Source organism: Paenibacillus sp. J14, assembly GCF_000518465.1.
GTDB lineage: Bacteria > Bacillota > Bacilli > Paenibacillales > Paenibacillaceae > Fontibacillus > Fontibacillus barengoltzii.
Map to the genome: position 1 here is coordinate 68,057 of NZ_JADQ01000001.1, position 21,690 is coordinate 89,746.

Below are 21,690 nucleotides of genomic sequence, written 5' to 3' on the forward strand. Positions count from 1 at the left end.
GAGGCGAGTGCGATGGCAAGCTACAAAAGGTTTCTCGGCAGCTTTGGCTTAAAGCGAAAGGCGCTTGTCATTTTCCTCATCTTCGTGATTTTGCCGACGTTTGGCGTTGGCGTGGTCGTGCAAATTCAATTTAACGAGGTGCTGCGGGATCAGTTCATCAATTCCACGAAGCGGAACCTTGATAATGTCGCTGGCCAGCTTGGCGAGCAGACCAAAATGGTGGAGGATATCGCCAACTATTTGATTTTAAGTCCGGATATGCGTAACTTCCTGCGCACCTCCCCTCCGCTAAGCAGTGAACAACAAGCGGTACTGAAGCGGAACATTGAGGATTTCCTGACGTTTCAGCTGATGTCGAAGGGGTATATTCGTTCCATTGAGATTCACGGGTTTAACGGCAGTTCGATTGAAATGGGCGAGCCGTTTCGTGGCGACGAATCGAAATGGGAGGAGGCCGCCAAAGCTCGAAAAGGCGGGATTACCTGGACCGAAGGGTATACGTTGCATAGCGATTGGAACGGCGAGGTTCGGGTGTTGTCGATGTTCCGCATTCTCAACTCCTACAGTCAAATCACCCTACCGCTGGGAAGGTTGATTATTCGTCTGGATGAAGCGAGCATAGTGGGCTTGCTGGAGAAAGGGATCTTTAAGGACGGTGCTGGGAGCGTCTTTATCGTTGGCCCAGAAGGCCAGGTGATTTTAGGGACGACTCAACCGTTGCCGGAAGCCCTTCACCCGGATGCGTCGTTGCTGGACAAGCTGTCGTCCTCCGGAAAGGGAGATCTGACCTGCGAGGTGAAAGGTCAACGTTATTTAACTTTATATAAAAGTATGGAGAACACGGATTGGACACTGGTCGCCATGATTCCCGAAGCGAAGGTTTCTGAGGAGTTCCGCGGCATTAAAGTGACGATGCTGGTCATCCTGGCGGCGATTATGATGCTGGGCTTAACCGCGTTGATCGGCTTCCATTACACGATCATTCGCCCCATTTTGCGGTTGAAAAAAGAAACCAGCAAAGTCACCTACGGGGACTTTAACGCCCGGGTTCCGGTCAATTCCAATGACGAGATCTCCGAACTAAACCGCAAGTTTAACGAGATGGTCGCCACGATCCAACAACTGATTGAGCATAAATACAAGCTGGAGTTAAGGGAGCGGGAATCCGAGCTGAAGCTCCTGCAAAACCAGATGGATCCGCATTTTTTGTACAATACGCTGGATATGATTCGTTGGACGGCACGCTTGGAGCGGGCATCGAAATCGAGCCAACTGATCGAAATGCTGTCGAAATTTTTTCGCTCCAGCATGAATAATGGAAGCTACCAAACCACGCTGCGCAAAGAACTGGAATTTGCCCAATCTTATTTGTACCTACAGCAGCGCAGGTTAGGTGAGAAGAAGCTGAAGTATTCCCTATTTATCGAGGCGGGCATAGAGGACGCCGTAACGTTGAAAGCTACGCTACAGCCATTAGTGGAGAATTTCATCAAGCACGGCCTGGACCGCAGCAAGCCGTATGGCGAGGTAAACGTACGCTGTTACGCCCGTCAAGGCGAAATTTGGGTGGACGTCATCGATAACGGCAAGGGAATGGATCCCGGTAAAGCTGAGGCGATCCGAAACGCGCTGGAGCGGCGAGGAGCCGGCGGAACCCGGGAAGGGGCCTTGCTAAACATCCATGAAAGACTAACGATTTTTTACGGACAGGAGTACGGTTTGGAAATTGTCGATACTTCGGCCGCAGGCACGTGGGTACGGCTTCGTTTCCCTATTGCCGAGCCCGGCCATCCGGGAGGTGAGCCCTATGAATCCTAATGTTCGAGTCATGAATGTAGCACCTGCTAATGCAGGTAAACTTGTGAAAATGCTGATTGTGGACGATGAAGCTGTCATTTGCGAGGGGTTGCGTTATACGATCGATTGGTCGCAGCTAGGCGTGGAAGTCGTAGGTGAGGCGTATGATGGATTCGAAGCGCTGCGGCTCATTGAAGAGTACGGAGCCCAGCTGGTGCTGTCCGACATCCGCATGGACGGCATGGATGGGCTGGAACTGGCGAAGCAGGTACGGCAACGCTATCCTGAGGTGCAAATCGTCATTATCAGTGGTTATGAAGATTTCGAATATGCGCGCCAGGCGATCCGGGTCGGCGTAGGCGACTACTTGCTGAAGCCGGTAGATATTGAAGAATTGAGCTCTGTCGTGAAAAAAATCGTTGCCGCCATCCGCACCGGCGGCAAGGAAGAGAAGACGCGGGAGATCGAGTTGTGGCTGTCGGGCATGGCCCGGCACGGGATGGCGTTCGGCCAGGAGCCTCCGGCTTCGCTGAACGGCGCACAATTCCGCATTGCAGCGACTCAGCTAGCTGAATTCCACGAACATTTCGCCAATATGGAGGCGGAGAGATACGCAGCCGTTCAAGAGGCTTGGCTACACGGTTTGCAACGTGCTCTGGAAGGCAGTCCATTCCATGCCGTATCCGTCTTCGACCATGAAAACCTGCTGATGACCTTACTGGCAGCGGAGAGTCGCATCGAACCCGTCGTGTGGGATGAGTGGGTGGCAAAAGCTATTGGTTCGATCAGCCTTGGAACAGGGGAGCAAATTTATGGCGGGATTTCCACCGTGTACGAGGATTTGGGGGAGACCGCAGTTCGCTGTGCCGAAGCGTTACGCCTGCTGACGTTCCATGTATTGGACGGCCGACAAGTCCTGACGCCCAGTTATGGAGAGGCTGTGATGTCCGAGCGGTCGTTGCCAGCCTTCGATAGTGGAGAGGCAGTGCAGTGTCTCGTATCCGCGTTATTCAAGCAGGATCGGGAAGAAGTTCACCGATTGGTGGAGGACATGTTCCGTTTTTTCCGGGAATCGGGTTATCTTCTGCCGGAGGCTTGGAACCTGTATGAGGAATTGTTTGCCCTGCTCCGCCAGCGCTTGCGCAAAAGCGGGATGACCGGGTTGGACTACGCCCGCCGGGGGCAGCCGGACCCGAATATATATAACTCCTATGCCGGACTGGAAACGGTAGTGATCGAGGATATGGAGGAGCTGCAGCGATTAATCGATCAGAACGGAATCGACAAGTCTTATTGGATCGTTGAAAAAGCGAAAAAGTACATCATCGAACGTTACCGCACGGATCTTAAGGCTTCCGAAGTTGCGGCTTGGCTGAAAATCACACCGAGCTATTTCAGTTATATTTTTAAGCAAAGCACGGGAAAAGGGTTTACGGAATACATGAACGAGATGCGGATTGATCAAGCCAAGCATCTGCTTGCCACGACGCAAGATAAGGTATTCGAGATCGCGGACAAGGTCGGCTATAAAGAGTATAAGTATTTCGTGTCCGTGTTTAAAACCTATACGGGCATGACACCGAAGGAATACCGCGGTCTGCGTGTCAGCAGGGAAATGTCTGGAGCCGGGGGGAATACGGATGGAAATTTATAAGCTGTCGTCCGCTCCGATAGAAGAACGGGTAGCGGATTTATTGGCCCGGATGACGCTCCGGGAAAAGATTGGACAGCTGAATCAGCGGATGTACGGCTGGGACGCCTACAACCGTCAAGGAGATGCGTTTGAGCTGACCGATGCTTTTAAGGACGAAGTGGCCCGAGGCGGCGGGATGGGCGCGCTGTACGGCTTATTCCGCAGCGATCCTTGGTCTGGCGTGAATTACGCGAACGGAATTGCAGCGGCGGACAGCGCGAAGGTAGCGAACATGGTGCAGCGGTATGTGTTGGAGCATACCCGGTTGGGCATTCCCGTCCTGTTGACGGAAGAGTGTCCGCATGGCCACCAGGCGTTGGACGGAACGCTGCTGCCGGTGAATCTCGCTGCCGGAGCCACCTGGAATCCGGAGCTGATGGTACAGGCCTACGCTCGGGTGGCGGCGGAAATCCGCAGCCGCGGGGCGCACGTCGGGTTGGTCTCGGCGCTTGATATTTTGCAGGAACCGCGTTGGGGGCGTTCCGAGGAATGCTTCGGCGAGGACCCCTATTTGGCTGCCCGCTTTACGGAAGCCGCGGTACGCGGAATGCAGGGCGAAGACCCGCTCAGGCTGGATGCACCGAACCGCATTGCGGTCGTCCTGAAGCATTTATGCGCCCAGGGGGCAGCTCAGGGCGGGCGTAACGCAGGTCCGGCGGCCATCGGGCCGCGAGAACTGCGGGAAATCCACCTTCCAGCGGCACGGGCAGGTGCGCTCGCCGGAGCTGCTGGCTTTATGGCGGCCTATAACGAAATCGATGGTGTGCCCTGTCATGCCAACCGCGATTTGTTGACAGGCATCCTGCGAGAGGAATGGGGCTTCGAAGGCCTGGTGATGGCGGATGGCTGCGCGGTGGACCGGTTGCTGGCGCTTACCGGCAGCCACGAGTCCGCAGCGGCGCTGGCGCTGTCGTCCGGTGTAGATCTTAGCCTATGGGATACCGCTTTTACCACGTTGGAGGAGGCGGTTCGTCAAGGGCTGGTTTTGGAAGCGGATATCGACCGGGCGGTAGCGCGCGTCCTGAGGCTGAAATTTCGGCTGGGCCTGTTTGACAAACCATACGTGCCGGAGTTACGGGCAATTTCCGTGGTGGGGTGTCCGGATTTCCAGAAGATCAATCTGCAGGTTGCCCGTGAGTCGGTCGTGCTGCTGAAGAACGAAAGAGATCAGTTGCCGATCGTTGGCCAGCCGCGTCGGATTGCGGTGATTGGTCCGAACGCCGATCGCTTGTACAATCAACTGGGCGACTATACAAGCGTCCAACGTGAGGGGACCGGCACGACGGTGCTTCAGGGCATCCGTGCGTGTGCACCGCAAGGTGTCGACATCGTATACGCCTTGGGTTGCGGGATTCGCGATCGCTCCAAGGCCGGGTTCGCGGAAGCGGTGGCTGCTGCGAAGGAGGCGGATCTGGCGATTCTTGTGCTCGGCGGGAGCAGCGCCCGAGAGTTCGGGGGCGAGTTCGAAGACAACGGAGCTGCGATCGTCAAGGAGGGCAGCCCGTCTGAGATGGATTGCGGCGAAGGCGTAGACCTGGCCGATCTGTCACTCGGCGGGGTCCAGCTGGAGCTCGCCGAGGCAGTTGCCGCCACGGGCACTCCCGTCGTCGCCGTCATCATTCAAGGCAGGCCGCATGCGCTTGGCGAGGTTGTTGAACTGTGCGATGCAGTCCTCTGCGCATGGTATCCCGGAACGGAAGGCGGCCGGGCGATCGCCGAGATCCTATTTGGGAAGGTGAACCCAAGCGGGAAACTGCCGGTGACGTTGCCGCGATCCTCCGCCCAACTTCCGATATATTACAACCAAAAGGATCCAGGACGGATCCGAAATTACGTCGATATGCCTTCTGCACCGCTGTATCCATTTGGCTATGGCCTGAGCTATACGCAGTTTATTTATGCCAAACTGTCTTTATCCAGGACTGCCGTCTCGACGACTGCGCTTGAGAACGGGGAGCGGGTCATGGTGCAGGTGGAGGTCAAAAATACGGGAGCACGAAGCGGTGCAGAAACCGTCCAGCTGTACATTCGAGCTCGGGAATCGGGGATCACCCGGCGAATCGCCGAACTAAAAGGTTTCACCAAAATCGAGCTCGCCCCGGGGGAAAGCCGCACTGTTGAATTTAGCCTGGGGCGGGAAGAACTGGGGATTTGGACCCGGGAGATGCGTTTTGCAACGGTTCCATGTAAAGTCACGGTAATAGTTGGTGGCAGCAGCCAAGCCGCCCTTTCAGCCGATTTAACTGTGACGGTTTGATAACGCGAGTACAAAGTTCATAAGCCACAGCGCGAGAGTCCAAGGTGTCAGTCAGGATGCTCGCGCTGTATTAATTTCTGGCTCCCTCCTGTTTTTGGGCGCCTTTTACACCATTATCCCGTTTGATCCGTCAGTTGGTACCTCCATACCTGGCATACCCCCATACCTCCATACCTCCATACCTCCGATGCTTCCGTGCTTCCATTTCTCTGCACCTCATATCCTTCTTATGCTATACCTCCAACCTGTTCCCTTAACAAAAGGGATAATGATGCAAAAGGATGCTCGAAACTACCCATCCCCTAAAAAAATCCTCTCTGCTTCCATCTATTCGTTGACTTCGCCAATGGCTGTCCATACAATCTTAAGAAAACGCTTTCTTTTTTATTTTTGTGGACGACGAAAATGCATTCGATGTGGGAGTGGTGAAATGAGAGGAAATTGGTACCGACGGATGCTGTTATCGTACTTTCCCATCTTTTTGATCACGGTGGCAGTGTTGTTTTTTATCTTCGTAATTATCGTTAGCGATATCTCGTATAAGCAGACGGTCAAGGCCGATCGGATCACAACGGATTATGTGGTAGGGCGGCTGACCAGCTCGCTGAAAGGCATCGAGATGGACGTGCTGGAGGAAGTCGAAAAAAACAAACGGTACGAGGATTTCCTTAACGTGGCACTCACCGAACAGGACAGCCAGATCATCTTGGATGTAGCAGCGAGCATTCGCGAATTGGCTTCTCGGGACAGCCTGATTGAATCCATTTATATTTATCGGATCAAAGATCGAAGAGTACTGACACGCAGCGGTCTGATGGATTTAGAAACGTTTGCCGACCGCGCTTTCGTTGAGGCCGCCTTAACGAAGCTGGAGGATCGAAGCTGGTCGCCGATTCGCGGCTACCGGGAGTTTAGCACGGATCAGGAGAAACGAGTGATATCCAGCTACAAGCGAGAACCGCTCCCTTTCGGTGATGATGGATTGGTCGTCATCAATCTCGATATGTATGCGATCGAGCGAATGATTCGCTCCATGAACGACAGCGAGGTTTCTTTCCTGGACGTGCGCGATGCATCTGGAGAGCTGCTGTTCTCTACGCGTCCTTCCGATATGCCGCAACAGGGAGAGAAGAACCGCGTTGTCAATCGGGTAACATCGGAGGTGCTCGGATGGCATTTCGAGAGTGGCCTTGCCGCCGGGCAGCTGTTTACGTGGGTCTCATTTATCTCTTATATCTGGGTCGTGCTTGGGATTGCGACAGTGGTTGCCGCTCTGGTGTATTTGATTTTTATCACTCGAAAAAATTATCAACCGATCCGAGCGATGGTCGGCCGCATCGAATCGCTCAGGCAGCGGGAGGACGAGCTTGGCCTGAAGATGGATGAGCTGTCGCTGATCGACCGGGCGCTGGAGGATTTAATTCAGCAAGCTGCCGATTACGAGAAGCAGCAGCGCGAGAACCTGCTGATCAGCCGTCGCCAGCTGTTTTATGACCTGATGCAGGGCGAGACGCCGGATATGCTCAGGGATCGCCTGAAGAAGCTGGGCGTGCAGCCGAAGGAGGAGCCGCTCCAATTGGCGTTTGTTCTCGTGGAAATCAGCAATTATCCGGACTTTCGCAGTTCGTTCTCCGAACGGGATCAGCATACGCTCAAGTTTGCACTCACGAACGTTCTTCAGGAGCTGGCGCAAATCGATGGGCTCTACGGCTGGGCGGAATGGATCGCTGAGGATCGATTGGGCATGATCGTTGGCGTTGACCCAACTCATGAATCGGCGGCGCAGGCCATCCGCGGGTTTGCGGATAAGGGGAAGGCCTGGGTCGAGCAGCATCTGCGGTTTTCCTTACGATTCTGTGCCGGTCATGTTGAGCACGAATGGCAACGCATTGACCGTTCCTATAAAGCAGCGCTTGACGTCTTACAGCACAAGCTGTCGCTCGGTCAGGAGGCGATCTTCCTGAGCGAAGATCTGCCGCAGGCTGCCGAACGCAGATGGCATCAGGATGTAATGATGATTTCCGAACTGGTGCGCGATTTCCGGCACTTGGACGGCGAATGGCGCATGCGTCTGGATCAGTGGTTTGAGCGGATGGCCAGCGATTGTCTGAAGGACGAGGATATCCGAATGCTGCTGCAGATGCTGATCGATATGCTGGGTTACGAGCTGGCGTCTCTTTCTGAAGAGATTCACAACTATTTTCACGGTCCAGCGATGAAGAAATTGCAGCATGACGTGAAAAAGGCAGGCACTCTGGAACAGTTGAAATCGCTATACTCCGATTACTTAACAGGGCTGTACCGCTTATATGTGGCACACAGCGAAACCAAAAACCACCGGGCGATGGTGGGCGAGCTTAAAACCTACATTGAGGAGAACTTTGAGAATCCAGATCTCTCCTTGAAGCATATCAGCGATCGGTTTCATATTTCGGCGAAGTACGCGAGCTATCTGTTTAAGGAAGAGTTCAACATGAAATTCGTTGACTTTATCGTTCAGCTGCGGATGGAGCGAGCCCAGGAGCTGCTGGCTGAAACTGACGAGACGATCCAGAACATTTCTACTCGCGTAGGGTATGCCAATTCGATTACCTTTGGCCGCGTATTCAAAAAGATCGTTGGCGTGACGCCCGGCGATTTCAGAAGGCTGAGGCTCAAACCCGCGAAGTCCCGGCATTCCGAGAAATAACGAAATTGGTTTATTGCGGGAAATCGCTTTATTTTACCATAATTTGGATATCGGGATGGTGGTTTATCCGTCCGAAACTAGTTTATTGCTGCCCCTTTGCGAGCCATGGCATACTTGGGTCAATCTGGACGGGGGGCGTCAGCCGCAGTGAAAAAAGTGTGAATCCGCCAATTCACGAATTCACGTCTTACGTCTTCCGATCAGAGGATACAACTATTCGAGAAGAAGGGGATGAAGAAAGATGAGGAACAAAAAAAGATCAGGATTAGCTATCACTACGATTATTTTGATTACTTCCTTGTTGTTTACAGCCTGTTCGTCTTCGTCGAATTCGAAATCCAATGATCCCAGTGGCTCAGCACAATCGGGCGAATCCAGCAGCAAGCGGGTTACACTGAAGGTTGAGGTGTTCGATCGCGGGAATTCTCCGGCCGGAGCTACGATTACCGACAACTACTTGACGAGATACGTTCAGGAGAGCTTCGGTGATCCGAATAACATCGATGTCGAATTTGTACCGATTCCCCGTTCCGAAGAGGTCGAGAAGCTGAACGTCTTGATGGCGAGCGGCAGCGACGTACCGGACATTGTGTTCACCTATGACACCAACACGTTTAACCGCTATGCTTCTCAGGGCGGCTTGACCGATCTGGCTCCGCTTCTTGAACAATATGCCCCGAACTTAACGGCTTTCCTCGGCGAAGAAATTTTGCAATACGGCCGATATGAAGGCACGCAATATGCAGTTCCGGCCAAACGTACGCAGTTGGGCAAATATGCTTCCTTCATCCGCCAGGATTGGCTGGATAAGCTGGGACTGCCTGTTCCGCAAACCACAGAGGAGCTATACAATGTGCTGAAGGCTTTTAAGGAGAAGGATCCTGGAGAAACGGGCGGCCAAGTCATCCCAATGGCCATGACCGTTGCCAACGCGCAGTATGAACCTCTCCTCTGGTCTTTCATCGAACCGTTAACCGAAGAACAAACCTACACCTTGACCCAAACCCTAGGCTCCAATGATTATCCGACGTTGCTGCCAGGCTTTAAGAACGGCCTGCAATTTATGAATAAGCTTTACAATGAAGGCTTGATCAGCAAGGACTTCGCGCTGGATACAGACAAGAAAAAACTAGGCGAGGACGTATCCTCGGGGAAAGTTGGCTTTTTCAGCGAGGATGACGTGAATCCATTCTATGAAAACGGCCCTTACGCCACTCTCCAGGAAAATGTTCCCGGCGCGATTCTCAAATCGGTCGACGTCTTCACCAACTCTGAGGGCAAGCACGCTAAACCGATGTACAACCCGAACGGCATGTACATTATGGTTCCGAAATCTAGCGAACGTGCGGTGGAAGCGATCAAATACCTAGAGTGGATGGCTTCCGATGACCACCTGTTCCATATGCAAAACGGCGTCGAAGGCGAGAACTATACCATGGTCGACGGCGTACCGGTTGCTGTAGAGAACCCAACGGAAGAAGCCTTAAGCCGCCTGTTTAACAGCGGCGATATGGCGATTATCTCCAACGGCAAGCAGCTGGGCAGCGATGAATTAAACCTGAAAGCCCGGGCGATGCAATTCCCGCCAAGATATCAGCAGGATGTTGCGGAGGCTCAAGAGATCGCGAATACGGATCTGATTCAGCCCGTCGTGATGAGTAAACCAATTGAAGCGCAGACGAAGTACGGAACCACGTTGCAGGAGAAGTTCCACGAGATGCTCGTCAAGGTGACGATGGCTAAGCCGGAGCAATTCGAAAGCGTATACGAATCGATGATGAAGGACTATATGGCCAGCGGAGGCCAAGCGATCCTTGACGAGCGCACAGCTGTCTACAAAGAAATGAAATCCAAATAAATCGAGTTAGGTTAACTGCGGGGAGTGGGGTTGTTTTACTCCCTCTTCGCAGTTGACTAACGCATCAGGAGGGGACCGCTGTGAGCTGGAAAGTTTATATCCGCAGATATTGGCAGTTATACGCTTTGCTTGCCTTACCGCTCGCTTATTTTGTGATATTCCGATACGGCCCGATGTACGGGATTCAGATTGCCTTTAAGGATTTTAACTTCTTTCAAGGGATCGGGGGCAGCAAATGGATTGGGTTTGAGGCGTTCCGGGAAGTGTTTGGGATGCGGGACTTCTATCTCACGCTTCGCAATACGCTGATGCTGAATTTTTTGGATTTACTCGTCTCCTTTCCGGCCCCGCTCATTCTGGCCATCCTGCTTTACGAAATGCGGGTTCAATGGTTTAAGAAGCTGTCGCAAACGATTCTCTACATCCCGCATTTTATCTCTTGGGTGATCATCGGCGGGATTGCCGCGCAGGTGTTCGGGACGCAGTCCGGGTTGATCAACAATGTGATCACCTCGATGGGCTTTGAGGCGGTTCCTTTTCTCACCGAGAAAAATATTTGGCTGGTCACATATTTGCTCATCGGCATGTGGCAAAGTGCAGGCTGGGGGACGATCATCTATTTGGCGGCGCTCACAGGCATCAACAAAGAGTTGTTCGAGGCGGCCAGCATTGATGGAGCCGGTAGATTAAAACGAATCTGGCATATTACCCTCCCCGGATTAAAATCCACCATCGTGATGCTGCTGATCATTAATTTGGGCCACTTAATTACGATTGGCTTTGATCGGCCATATGTGATTGGCAACCTAGCCGTACGCGAGTATTCCGATGTGCTGAGTACGTTCGTTTATCGCGTCGGGCTGCAATCCGGTCAGTACACGATCGCCACGGTCGTTGGCTTGTTCCAGGCCGTTGTTGGGCTGGTGATGGTGCTGTCGGCCAACCATATTTCCAAGAAGCTTACCGATGAAGGAATCATATAGGAAGTATAGGGAGGTTTAGGTGGTATGCACGTTGAGGAAAGGAGCGGACGGACGTGAAGGAACAAACCGCTAACCGTGTGTTCGATGTTGTCAATTTTGTCGTGATTGCTGTCGCCACGTTGCTGTGTCTTGCTCCATTTGTTCATATTCTCGCCGTATCTTTAAGCTCAGCAGGGCCGATTCTGTCCGGGAAGGTCAGCTTGCTTCCGGTAGAATTGACGTTTGATTCTTATAAACAAGTGTTCAAGGATCCATCAATGATTCGATCTTTGGGATTTACGGTGCTGTTGACGGTGTTGTATACGCTGCTGTGCATGTTGATGACGATCGCTGCCGGCTACCCGTTGTCCAAGCGAAAGCTGAGAGGCCGCAAATTGTTTATGACGGTCGTCGTGATCACGATGTTCTTCAGCGGAGGGATCATCCCGGAGTATATTTTGGTTCGCAGCTTGAACCTGTTGGATTCGATCTGGGCTCTGGTGCTTCCAGGACTCGTTAATCCATTTTACTTGATCATCCTGATCACTTTCTTTAACAACATTCCGGAGGGGCTGGAGGAATCGGCGGAGATCGATGGCAGCAGTCATATTCGCACCTTGATCCATATTATCTTGCCGCTGTCGCTGCCAGTGATCGCGACCCTCAGCTTGTTCTATGCGGTCGGACGGTGGAACGGATTTCAAGATACGTTGATGTATATTAACAGTCCGGAGTTGTACCCGTTGCAATTAAAGCTGTATCAGATGATCCAAAATAACATGATTTCCGATCTCTTGGCAGCGGAAGGCGCTGGTGCGATGACGAAGCTCGTTTCGGAAGGCTTGAAGTCAGCGAGCGTGATGTTCGCGACAATTCCGATCCTGCTTGTATACCCGTGGTTGCAGCGTTATTTCGTCAGCGGCGTGATGCTTGGCGCAGTGAAGGGATAACGGAGCGGTTTATTTTTTGATGCTGTGACTACACGGAGGGGGAGAGGCGGGTTGGAACAGGAAATTTACGACAAGCTGGTGGCTATGAACGATGAGTTCGCGCAAGCGGCGATGGAGCTGCAGGTTCTTGATCCGGAAAATCGCTTTTATGGCGGAGTCATCGACCCGGCAAACGGAATCGCTTGGCCGAGCCACGGCGGAACGCCGAAGGATATGGCCATCTGGGCATGCGCTCTGGTGAACGAGGATTCCCGGTTTTATCACAGCGAGACATTGCTGAAGCGTTTGGAACTGGCGGCCCAGTTTATGCTGCGGTCGCAGCATGCCGACGGCTCAATCACGCCGCCCTGGACCAATTTGCATTCGCCGCCTGATACCGCTTTTGTAGTAAGCGGACTTGCCCAGGTCTATGAGCTGCTCGATGCTCATACGGTCGAATATGCCCCGGTTCGGGAAGCGGCAGACAAGATTCGGCTTTTCCTGGAGCGGACGCTGCCGGTGCTATTGACGGGCGGTTGTCATACACCCAATCATCGCTGGGTATTGTGCTCTGCGCTTGGGTTCATGTACAAGCTGACTGGACGGCCGGAGTTGAAGGAGCGGGCGGAAGCATGGCTTGCGGAAGGGATCGACTGCACGGAAGACGGCGAGTGGACGGAACGCAGCAACGGAATCTATAACGCGGTCAGCGACATCGTTATGATCTTTGCTGCCGAGCAATTGGGGTTGCCTGCGCTGCTTGAACCGGTTCGCCGCAACCTGCGGATGATGGTGTATTTGATCCACCCGAACGGAGAGGTGGTCACGGATTACTCCGGACGCCAGGATTATGGCTATCCGTTTGATATGAGCGGTTATTTCCTTGCGGCTAAATGGCTGGCGAACCGCGACAAAGACCCGCTGTTCGAGGCCATCGCCGAACTGGCCGGCCGTTCGTTGAGGCATCCGGGCGGATTGCCGAACCATGCGCTTCTGGGATTGCTTCGTTATCCCGAGCTCCGTCAGCCGGCGATTCCACCTATCCCTTTGCCGGAAGACTATCGGGTCGTGCTCAACGGCAGCTTTCCACGTGAGCGATACTTAAGCGGGATGGAGGCGGCCGGACACCACGGGCGAATATACCACAGCAAGCTGCATCCCGATTTTGGCGCACCAATTGCTCGTCATCGGCATGGGAAGACAAGTGCCACCGTGATGACGGAAGCGAATTCCTTCTTTGCCTTGCGACACGGCAGCGTGCGGCTGCTGGCGGTGCAGCTGGCATCTGCGTTCGCGCCAGGGTACGTGAAGCTGGAGCGGATGGAGGTGCTTGAGCATGCGGCGGAGGAGGCACAAGCGCAGAGGGAAGTGCACGACCAGGGAGAGAAGCAGGGTAAGGTGCAGGAGCGCGGCTTGAGACGAAGCTCAAAGTCTGGCTACCGCCTATCTGCTACGGAACGCAAGGGATATTATGCTCCCGTTGTGAAGGAGCTCTTGCCCGAAACGGCGAGTGGGCCGGTGAGCCCCTGGTATTTGCTGCCCCATCATCAGCGGGCGGTTACCCATGAGCAGCAGCATCGGGTCGAGGTCGAGGTCTTGGAGACCGCAGAGGGGTGGAGCCTTCGCGTTCAATGCGCCCGTGAAGAACCGATTCTAACGCAGCTTACGTTCCTCTTTGGCCAAGAAAGCGAGATGTCGGGCGAAGAGATGGTGGAACAGGCGGAGAACGGGATGTGGTTCTGGAAGCAGGGGAAGGTCCGCTTCTCCTCCGGTGAGGATTGGATTGAGCTGCATGGCGGTGTGATGGAACATCAAGCTGCAGGGTTAAACAATACCGCGATCCCCGTCAATTGCCGGGCGCTCGTCGTGAATCTGCTGACACCTTATGACCGGACGTTTGAACTCAAGCTTTCACCCTAATCAAAGATCTAGCCAGGGTTAGAAGGGAAGGAGACATCAACTTGGGCGAATATATGGAGGATCGGAAAAGTTCCTATTATGGCTTCGGTGAAGAAGACGAACGGATATTGGAAGTGATCGCCGCAAGGTATATCGGGGCGAATCCGCCGATCCCGTTTGCGCTGCGCACTTTCTCCAAAACGGGAATTTTGCAGACGGCAGAAGGCTTGTATGACATGGACTTTCCCGCCAAGCTTCCGCATGCGGAGGATGGTGATTACGCCTATGCATTCGGGCTGGTCTGGAGCGATGGGGAGCGGGAGATCGACGGTCTCTTGGAGCCGCTGGGGCCGATACGTCTGTTCGTGAACGAGAAGCTGGAATACCGTTCTACAGTAGTCGACGAACTCGACCCTAAGGCTCGGATCAAGGTACCGCTTGCATTCACCCCCGGCTGGAACACTCTACTGATTGAGGCGCGCAATACCCGCTCCGGCTTCGGCTGCCGATTCGGTGCCGATGAAGCGAAGGTGCGGATTCTGCAAGTTCTGGCCCCGTTTGCCGACCGGCAGGGGAGCGCCGGCTGGGTGTTCTCGGAGCCGGTAAAGACGGCCTGCTTTGGTGGAAGCGACCTAGGCCAAGCTTTTCCGAATTGGCAAGAACCCGAAGCTGCAACCGGGTTGAGATGGTTGCCAGCAACCCAATGGCCAGATGCGAAACAGGAGCAGTCCGTACCAAATCTGGAACGAATCTACGGAAATCTGGCCCAGTCTGCAGCGGCTTATGGGTGGAGCTCGGTGCGCATCCCAGCCTCGGCCGATCAGATCGAACTGAGCGGAACCGTTTGGGGAACGACGCAGATCTGGGTGGATGATACGCTGGCAACCACCGTTACGGGCGGTGGACCGTTCCATATTCAAGTAAAGGTACAGCCGGGAGTTCGGCAGATCGTGGTGCGAACGGAAAGCGCCAAGGAACGCTGGGGCTTCGAACTGGCAGCGGAAGCCGGGGGGAAGCCGCTGGCTTTCACTGATCCGGTGAAGGTTCATGGCAATCCCAGCCCGTGGTTGTACCTCGGCCCCTTTCCGGCGGAAAGGATGCTGAAGCCGCAAGAGGTCCGCACGCTCAAGAGGCCGTTTGACGGTTTGGGAGGCCCGATTTACTGGGAGGTGGATGCTCCGGAGATGCGCGTGCGGCCTTTTTACGAAAATGCCATGCTAAGCAACAAGTGGACAACAGAAGGAGCCACCAATTTCGGGCGCTGGGATTACCCGCTGGGCGTGACGATGTATGGCTTACTCCGCACGGCGAAGGCATTAAATCGCCCAGACATCCGGCGCTATGCCCTCTCCCATATTTCCACCTGTACGGAAATGTATGAATACTCGCTTTGGGACCGGGAGGAATACGGTTTCCCGGGGATCAACCATCAGCTGGTGCTCATGCGGATGCTGGACAATTGCGGCTCCTTCGGATCCGCGATGCTGGAAGCTTATTTAGATGGAGCGGAGCAGGCTGAGTTCCGCCAGATTGCGGACACGATCGCCGACTTTATGCTGCATCGGTTAGAACGTCGGGAGGACGGAGCCTTTTACCGGCGTTGTGAAGGTGAATATTCGGCTGATACGATGTGGGCAGACGATTTGTATATGAGCGCCCCGTTTCTCGTCCGTTATTCGATGGTGACGGGGGAGGCTGATGCTATCGATGAAGCGGCGAAGCAGTTTTTACGTTTTAAGCGCTATCTGTTTATGAGCGAACAGCAGATCATGTCCCATGTTTATGACTTTAAATACGGCCTGCCAACCCGAATCCCTTGGGGACGGGGGAATGGGTGGGTGCTGTTTTCGTTAAGCGAGCTGCTGGAGCGGCTGCCCGAAACGCATGAGGATTGGGAGAAGCTGCTGGCGATGTTCCGTGAATTAAGTCAAGGCATTGCCGCACTTCAATCTGATTCCGGGTTATGGCACCAGGTTCTAAATCGGCCGGACGCTTATTTGGAGGCATCCTGTACTGCGATGTTTGTCTATGCCTTTTCCCGCGGCGTTCGCTTCGGCTGGCTTGATCGCGAGGGGCCTTACGCTGAGGCGGCGCTTAAAGGATGGAGAGGGCTGACCGCGCAGGCGATTGACCGCCAGGGCAATGTCCATGGCGTCTGCAGCGGTTCCCGGTATTCCTTCTCGCCGGATTATTATATGGAGGATCTGCGGACGGTTCGGAACGACAATCACGGCATCGGCATTATGATGTTGGCCGCAGTGGAAGTGATGCAGTTGAAGGCCTTTGGATCTGCCGAGGAAGGACGATGATAAAATGGCGGGCAGCATGCTGGAGCACATGACACCGGAGCAGGTGTTTTTGGTGAAGCAGGCGATGGAGGAAATGGACCGTCATTATGACGAGGCCAAACACCTGCTGCGAAATGCGGAGGACGGGCGGAGCGAGTGGCATTCAACTCGCGGCAGTGCGCATTATGCCGTCGGATTGTTAATCCGGAACGGCGAAGGGGATACGGAGCGGGCTTGCGCTGTGTTGAATGAGGTGCTGAACCTGCAACTTGATGCGCCGGACGAAATCTTTCACGGCACGTTTAAAACTGCACCGCAAGCGGCAGATCCTCCCCGGGGCGGTTATCCGTGGAAACGTTTCGGACCGGGCTTCGCATACTACGTTACAAGCCTGTTGGAGAAGATCTCCGGTCATCTGGCCGAGGAGCTTGGTGCGGCAGGCAACGGGAAAATAAACGTCAGCAGGAAGAAAGCAGAGGATGCCTTGGCGAGGGCGGCGGATCGAGTCATTCCCCCGGTCTGGCGAAGCTATGACCCGAATTGGCGGGAGTTTATCGCCTGCGCGTTCGCCGTGATTTTGGAGCATTTTGAGCCCAGACTCCCCCGGGAGTTGGTTCAGCGCATGGATGATGCGATGGTCAAAGCTGTCACCGGCTCCATCGACCGCAGGCTGTCGGATGCGGTGCCGATGAATACGAACATCGAGCTGATGCATCTGTTTATCACCCATTATTACGGGTATCGTTATGGCAATGAAGCGTGGATTCGTCATGCCGACGGTGAGGCAGAGCGATTCCTCGAAGAATTTCATGAATTTGGCACGCTCGCCGAGTTTAATTCGACCACCTATTACGGTGTTGACCTCACCGTGCTTGGTCTAATCCGCAAATATGCCCGAACCGATCGGTTCAAAACGATAGGACATACGATTGAGCAGGCGTTGTGGGAGACGATTGCGTTATTTTATCACCCGGGCTTGGAAAATATGGCTGGCCCCTATGCCCGCGCCTACGAGATGGAAATGACGGCCCACAGCTCGCTGGGCGTGTTCTTGTATCTCGCGTTTGGCGAACGATTCAAGCATCTGGCCGGGGTGAATTGTGAGACGGGGCATGATCCGATAATCGCGCTGGTTGGCGTGGATGTACCGGAGCCAGTTAAGCCCAAGCTGCTTGGCGAGCCGGAGGAGCGGAGGGTGACTCGGCAATATCGCGAGCTGTGCGAACGGGATCAGCCCGGTAAGAACCGCTTCGTGTGTACGGCCACTGCATGGCTGGGGCGGAACCTGATGATCGGCGCATGTTCAGGCAGCCGCAATACGAACGGTCAGCTGCATCCGGCAACGATCCATTGGCAGAGTGAGGATGGAGGCCGCTACGCGTTGCGGTTAATCCGCCGGGAGCCGGAGGGCAGCTGGAACACCCATCTGCGCGGCTATTATGTGGAAGCAGAAGCGTCGCCGGGTAAATTGACCGCCTCGGTGATCTTGGAGCAGGACAGACCGCTGGACGTCTATTTTGAGGTGTGCGGCCCTGCGGTGACCGCAACAGGCGTGACTCCCACGAGTTGGTCTTTTCCCGGATTGGCGCTGCGTGTGGAAGCTGCGGCTCCAGAGCCGATCATCCGGGAACGGGATGGCTGCGTGGAAATTATTTATCCCTATCGCCCGGGGGCGCCAGAGGCTGTCTCACATATGGAATTCAAACTGGAGGTTACGCCTTGAAATTGGCAAAATAAAAGCCTTGCAGCCTATCGCTGCAAGGCTTAGTTCATTTCCCGGAAAGTGCTGGGCGATTGGCCGGTCACCTTCTTGAACAGCATCGAGAAGTATTTGTCGTTCCCGTAACCGACCCGGGCGGCGACTTCGTGAATCGGCGCATTGGTTTCCCGGAGCAGGCGCTTGGCCTCTTCAATCCGGCGGTTAATAAGGTAGTTGACGGGGGAATCGCCGAGTTCTTTTTTAAAGAGATGAGATAAATAGTGTTGGCTGACGTAGAGGGTATCGGCGATCTCTTTAAGCGTGATGCTGCGGGTGTAGTTCTTATCGATAAATTGCTTGGTGCGGACGGTAATTTCGTTCTTGTCCTTCAGCGGATCAAACGGATGCTTCACGTCCACGATCCGGTATAGCAGCGTGATCAGTGACATGAGCAGATTATTGCTGAGCGTCTCGTATCCGAGCACTTGGGAGTCGCATTCCTGAAGCATCTCCGACAGGTAGCTCTCCACTTTGTAGGCGTATTTCTCGCACGGAATGACCGGGTCGACGGAGGCGGGCAGCAGCTGCCCCGGCGGTACGCCGTCAATATGCACGTTGCCGACACCGCAATAAATGACCTTAAACGGTTCGGTGCTGATCGAACGCTCTTCATGCGGGACGCCGGCATTATAGACAGCGACATCCCCGGGATGTACTTCATAGATGGTGCCGCCGATGCGGAATTCCCCGCGGCCTTCGACGATATACAGGATCTCGCAATAATCGTGGATCTGCGGCGGCGCGTAGAAGCGGCGTTCGTCGACGACCTGGCCGGCGTAGAGTAATTCGGGCGTTTTTTTGAAACGAAAACGGTCGCTTTTGCGATAAGGAATTTCGATTTTCGGCACGATCAGTTCCTCCCGAACATTGGATAGCTCCATTATAACGGATGTGAGGCAGGATGGGAGGATTTTCTAGGAATAGGCAGATGCGGAGGCACGGGAGGGTTCACTTTTTTGCGATGTTGTGCGGGGAAGATGGCAAAATAGTAGGTTCTCGAACGGGCGGAGCGAACGATAGAATGGGACTATAATTCATTGTCCAAGGAGGCAGGTTGGCTATGGTTGAAAACGGTTACAGATGGCGGGACGGGTTCCCGAAGATCGGCATTCGTCCAACGATTGACGGCAGACGAAGAGGGGTACGCGAATCCCTGGAGGAGCAAACGATGAACTTGGCCAAAGCGGTAGCTCGGCTGTTAGAGGCGGAGCTCCGTTATCCGAACGGACAACCGGTCGAATGCGTGATCGCTGATACCTGCATCGGCGGCGTCGCTGAAGCGGCGGCGGCAGCGAAGAAATTCAAGGCGGCGGAAGTCGGGGTGTCCATCACTGTAACGCCGTGCTGGTGCTACGGCACGGAAACGATGGATACCGATCCGCAGATTCCAAAGGCGGTGTGGGGCTTTAACGGCACCGGCCGACCGGGAGCGGTGTATTTGGCCGCCGTGTTATCCGCACATGCGCAAAAAGGGCTTCCGGCCTTTGGCATCTACGGCGAGGATGTGCAGGATGAAGGCGATGACCGGATTCCGGCGGACGTGCAGGAGAAGCTGCTGCGTTTTGCCCGGAGCGGGCTGGCAGCCGCGATGATGCGTGATCGAGCGTATTTGTCGATGGGCTCGGTGTCGATGGGAATTGCTGGTTCGATGGTGAACGACACCTTTTTCCAAGAGTATCTGGGGATGCGCAACGAGTATATCGACATGACCGAGTTCACGCGGCGGATGGAGGAAGGGATATACGATCCCGAAGAATACCAGGCGGCGCTGGCTTGGGTGAAGCAGAACTGCCAAGAAGGTCCGGACAATAACCCGGCCCATTTGCAGACATCGCGGGAGCGGAAAGACCTGGAATGGGAGACGGTGGTCAAAATGACGCTGATCACGCGTGACCTGATGATCGGCAACCCGCGCCTAGCGGAATTGGGCTACGAGGAGGAAGCGCAAGGCCATCACGCGATCGCCTCCGGCTTCCAGGGACAGCGCCAGTGGACGGATCATTTCCCGAACGGCGATTTTATGGAGACGATCCTCAACTCGTCGTTTGACTGGAACGGGACGCGTGCGCCTTATATTGTGGCTACGGAAAATGACAGCCTCAACGGCGTTGGCATGTTGTTTGGCTATTTGCTGACGAATACGGCGCAAATTTTTGCCGATGTGCGGACGTACTGGAGCCCGGCATCCGTGGAGCGGGTGACTGGCTACAAGCTGGAGGGCCGGGCAGCAGGAGGCATCCTGCATCTGATCAACTCCGGTTCGGCGGCGCTTGACGGCACCGGCGAGCAGATGAAAGACGGCGATCCCGTCATCAAGCCGTTCTGGGAGATCAGCGAGGAAGAGGTCGCGCGCATGCTGCAGGCCACGCAGTTCCGTCCGGCTTCGCTGGAATATTTCCGGGGCGGCGGGTTCTCCACCGACTACTTGACCCGCGGCGGCATGCCGATGACGATGACCCGGCTCAACCTGGTCAAAGGGCTTGGCCCCGTGCTGCAAATCGCCGAGGGCTACTCGGTGGACCTGCCGGAGCATGTGCATGATACGCTCGACAAGCGGACCGACCCGACGTGGCCTTCAACGTGGTTTGCTCCGAATCTGACCGGCAGCGGCGCGTTTACCAGCGTTTATGACGTGATGGATCATTGGGGCGCGAACCACGGGGTCATCAGCTACGGCCATATCGGCGCCGACTTGATTACGCTGGCCTCGATTTTGCGCATTCCGGTCAGCATGCACAACGTACCGAAGGAGAAGGTGTTCCGCCCGCGGGCTTGGGGCCTGTTCGGTACTGAGGATGCGGAGAGCGCCGACTTCCGGGCTTGCGCTGCGTTTGGGCCGTTATACAAATAAGCTGTGACTCGACAACCAAGCCTCATAAAAAAGGAGAACAACGCCATGCAAAACATGGAAACGCGCCTAGAACTGTGCAAATACGCCCGCAAAATCGTCGACAGCGGGCTGGTCGTTGGGCCGGGGGGCAACATCAGCGCCCGGTCCGGCGACAAAATGTACTTGTCGCCCAGCGGCTTCGCGCTGGAGGAGATCGAGCCGGAGCAGTGGATCGAGGTGGATATCCCAACCGGAGAGGTGACCGATATCGGCCTGCGCCCGTCGTCTGAGGTGCTGATGCATCTTTACGGCTACCGCCAAAAGCCTGACATGGGAGCAATGGTGCATACGCACCCATCCCATTGTATCGCGTTTACGTTGATTGAGCGGGAGCTGCCAATCATGTTCCCGGACCAGGCCGCATTGGTCGGCCGAACGGCATTTATCCCTTATTTGATCCCAACGACGGAATTGCTGGCGAATGCAGTCGCCGAGAAGGTGAATGAAGCGAGCTCGATTTTGCTGGGGAACCACGGCCTGGTGACGACGGGCCGAAATTTGCGGGAGGCCTTCTACCGGACCCAGGTAGTGGAGGAGAGCGCGAAAATTTATTTAAGCGCCAAAGCGGCGGGAACCCCTGTCCCGCTAACGGATCAGGAGGTCGCAGACATCGCCGCCCTCGAAAGTGAAGACTACCGGATTGCACTGCTTCAAAAAATGAAGTGATCG

General features: G+C 54.8%; 13 protein-coding genes. 12 read left to right on the top strand and 1 reads right to left on the bottom strand.

The features are described 5' to 3' along the window. The first annotated feature begins 12 nt into the window (after positions 1-12). The 10 genes from M891_RS0100295 to M891_RS22970 all read left to right on the top strand — a co-directional run bounded on the left by M891_RS0100295 (position 13) and on the right by M891_RS22970 (position 18,095). On the top strand, positions 13-1,818 hold the full coding sequence (locus tag M891_RS0100295; protein WP_009224245.1) for a cache domain-containing sensor histidine kinase: 1,806 nt from the start codon (positions 13-15) through the stop codon (positions 1,816-1,818). Further along, positions 1,808-3,451 (top strand): response regulator transcription factor, encoded by a 1,644-nt coding sequence (locus M891_RS22960; RefSeq protein ID WP_051416778.1) that lies wholly within the window; start codon positions 1,808-1,810, stop codon positions 3,449-3,451. The genes M891_RS0100295 and M891_RS22960 overlap by 11 nt, the downstream gene beginning before the upstream one ends. Further along, on the top strand, positions 3,438-5,747 hold the full coding sequence (locus tag M891_RS22965) for a glycoside hydrolase family 3 C-terminal domain-containing protein (RefSeq protein WP_036699017.1): 2,310 nt from the start codon (positions 3,438-3,440) through the stop codon (positions 5,745-5,747). The genes M891_RS22960 and M891_RS22965 overlap by 14 nt, the downstream gene beginning before the upstream one ends. A 430-nt stretch (positions 5,748-6,177) precedes the next feature. Continuing rightward, positions 6,178-8,436 (top strand): helix-turn-helix domain-containing protein, encoded by a 2,259-nt coding sequence (locus M891_RS0100310; protein WP_028537388.1) that lies wholly within the window; start codon positions 6,178-6,180, stop codon positions 8,434-8,436. Between the two features lie 241 nt (positions 8,437-8,677). Continuing rightward, entirely contained in the window at positions 8,678-10,294 is a 1,617-nt protein-coding gene (locus M891_RS0100315; protein WP_028537389.1) for an extracellular solute-binding protein, read from the top strand. A gap of 80 nt (positions 10,295-10,374) precedes the next feature. Continuing rightward, positions 10,375-11,277 carry an ABC transporter permease gene (locus M891_RS0100320; RefSeq protein ID WP_028537390.1) on the top strand — a complete coding sequence of 301 codons (903 nt, stop codon included), beginning with the start codon at positions 10,375-10,377 and terminating at the stop codon, positions 11,275-11,277. 53 nt (positions 11,278-11,330) lie between these two features. Then, on the top strand, positions 11,331-12,206 hold the full coding sequence (locus M891_RS0100325; RefSeq protein WP_028537391.1) for a carbohydrate ABC transporter permease: 876 nt from the start codon (positions 11,331-11,333) through the stop codon (positions 12,204-12,206). Positions 12,207-12,257: 51 nt separating this feature from the next. Further along, positions 12,258-14,105: a hypothetical protein gene (locus M891_RS0100330; RefSeq protein ID WP_307719236.1), complete on the top strand. Its 1,848-nt coding sequence runs from the start codon at positions 12,258-12,260 to the stop codon at positions 14,103-14,105. A gap of 41 nt (positions 14,106-14,146) precedes the next feature. Further along, positions 14,147-16,393 (top strand): glycoside hydrolase family 88/105 protein, encoded by a 2,247-nt coding sequence (locus M891_RS0100335; protein WP_157268725.1) that lies wholly within the window; start codon positions 14,147-14,149, stop codon positions 16,391-16,393. 4 nt (positions 16,394-16,397) lie between these two features. Beyond that, entirely contained in the window at positions 16,398-18,095 is a 1,698-nt protein-coding gene (locus M891_RS22970) for a hypothetical protein (protein WP_036699021.1), read from the top strand. A gap of 41 nt (positions 18,096-18,136) precedes the next feature. On the opposite strand, the gene M891_RS0100345 is transcribed toward M891_RS22970, so the two are convergent. Beyond that, on the bottom strand, positions 18,137-18,979 hold the full coding sequence (locus M891_RS0100345; protein ID WP_016311321.1) for an AraC family transcriptional regulator: 843 nt from the start codon (positions 18,977-18,979) through the stop codon (positions 18,137-18,139). 212 nt (positions 18,980-19,191) lie between these two features. Here M891_RS0100345 and M891_RS0100350 point away from each other — a divergent pair, with 212 nt between their 5' ends. Further along, positions 19,192-20,982, top strand: a complete 1,791-nt coding sequence (locus M891_RS0100350; RefSeq protein ID WP_028537394.1) for an L-fucose isomerase — start codon at positions 19,192-19,194, stop codon at positions 20,980-20,982. Between the two features lie 45 nt (positions 20,983-21,027). Then, complete coding sequence (locus tag M891_RS0100355) at positions 21,028-21,687, top strand: class II aldolase/adducin family protein (protein WP_028537395.1); 660 nt, start codon at positions 21,028-21,030, stop codon at positions 21,685-21,687. Positions 21,688-21,690 lie beyond the last annotated feature (3 nt).

Excerpts from the sequence above, each read along its gene's own strand:
- M891_RS0100295 (WP_009224245.1), top strand. The coding sequence starts at position 13 with ATGGCAAGCTACAAAAGGTTTCTCGGCAGCTTTGGCTTAAAGCGAAAG.
- M891_RS22960 (WP_051416778.1), top strand. The coding sequence starts at position 1,808 with ATGAATCCTAATGTTCGAGTCATGAATGTAGCACCTGCTAATGCAGGT.
- M891_RS22965 (WP_036699017.1), top strand. The coding sequence starts at position 3,438 with ATGGAAATTTATAAGCTGTCGTCCGCTCCGATAGAAGAACGGGTAGCG.
- M891_RS0100310 (WP_028537388.1), top strand. The coding sequence starts at position 6,178 with ATGAGAGGAAATTGGTACCGACGGATGCTGTTATCGTACTTTCCCATC.
- M891_RS0100315 (WP_028537389.1), top strand. The coding sequence starts at position 8,678 with ATGAGGAACAAAAAAAGATCAGGATTAGCTATCACTACGATTATTTTG.
- M891_RS22970 (WP_036699021.1), top strand. The coding sequence starts at position 16,398 with ATGGCGGGCAGCATGCTGGAGCACATGACACCGGAGCAGGTGTTTTTG.
- M891_RS0100350 (WP_028537394.1), top strand. The coding sequence starts at position 19,192 with ATGGTTGAAAACGGTTACAGATGGCGGGACGGGTTCCCGAAGATCGGC.
- M891_RS0100355 (WP_028537395.1), top strand. The coding sequence starts at position 21,028 with ATGCAAAACATGGAAACGCGCCTAGAACTGTGCAAATACGCCCGCAAA.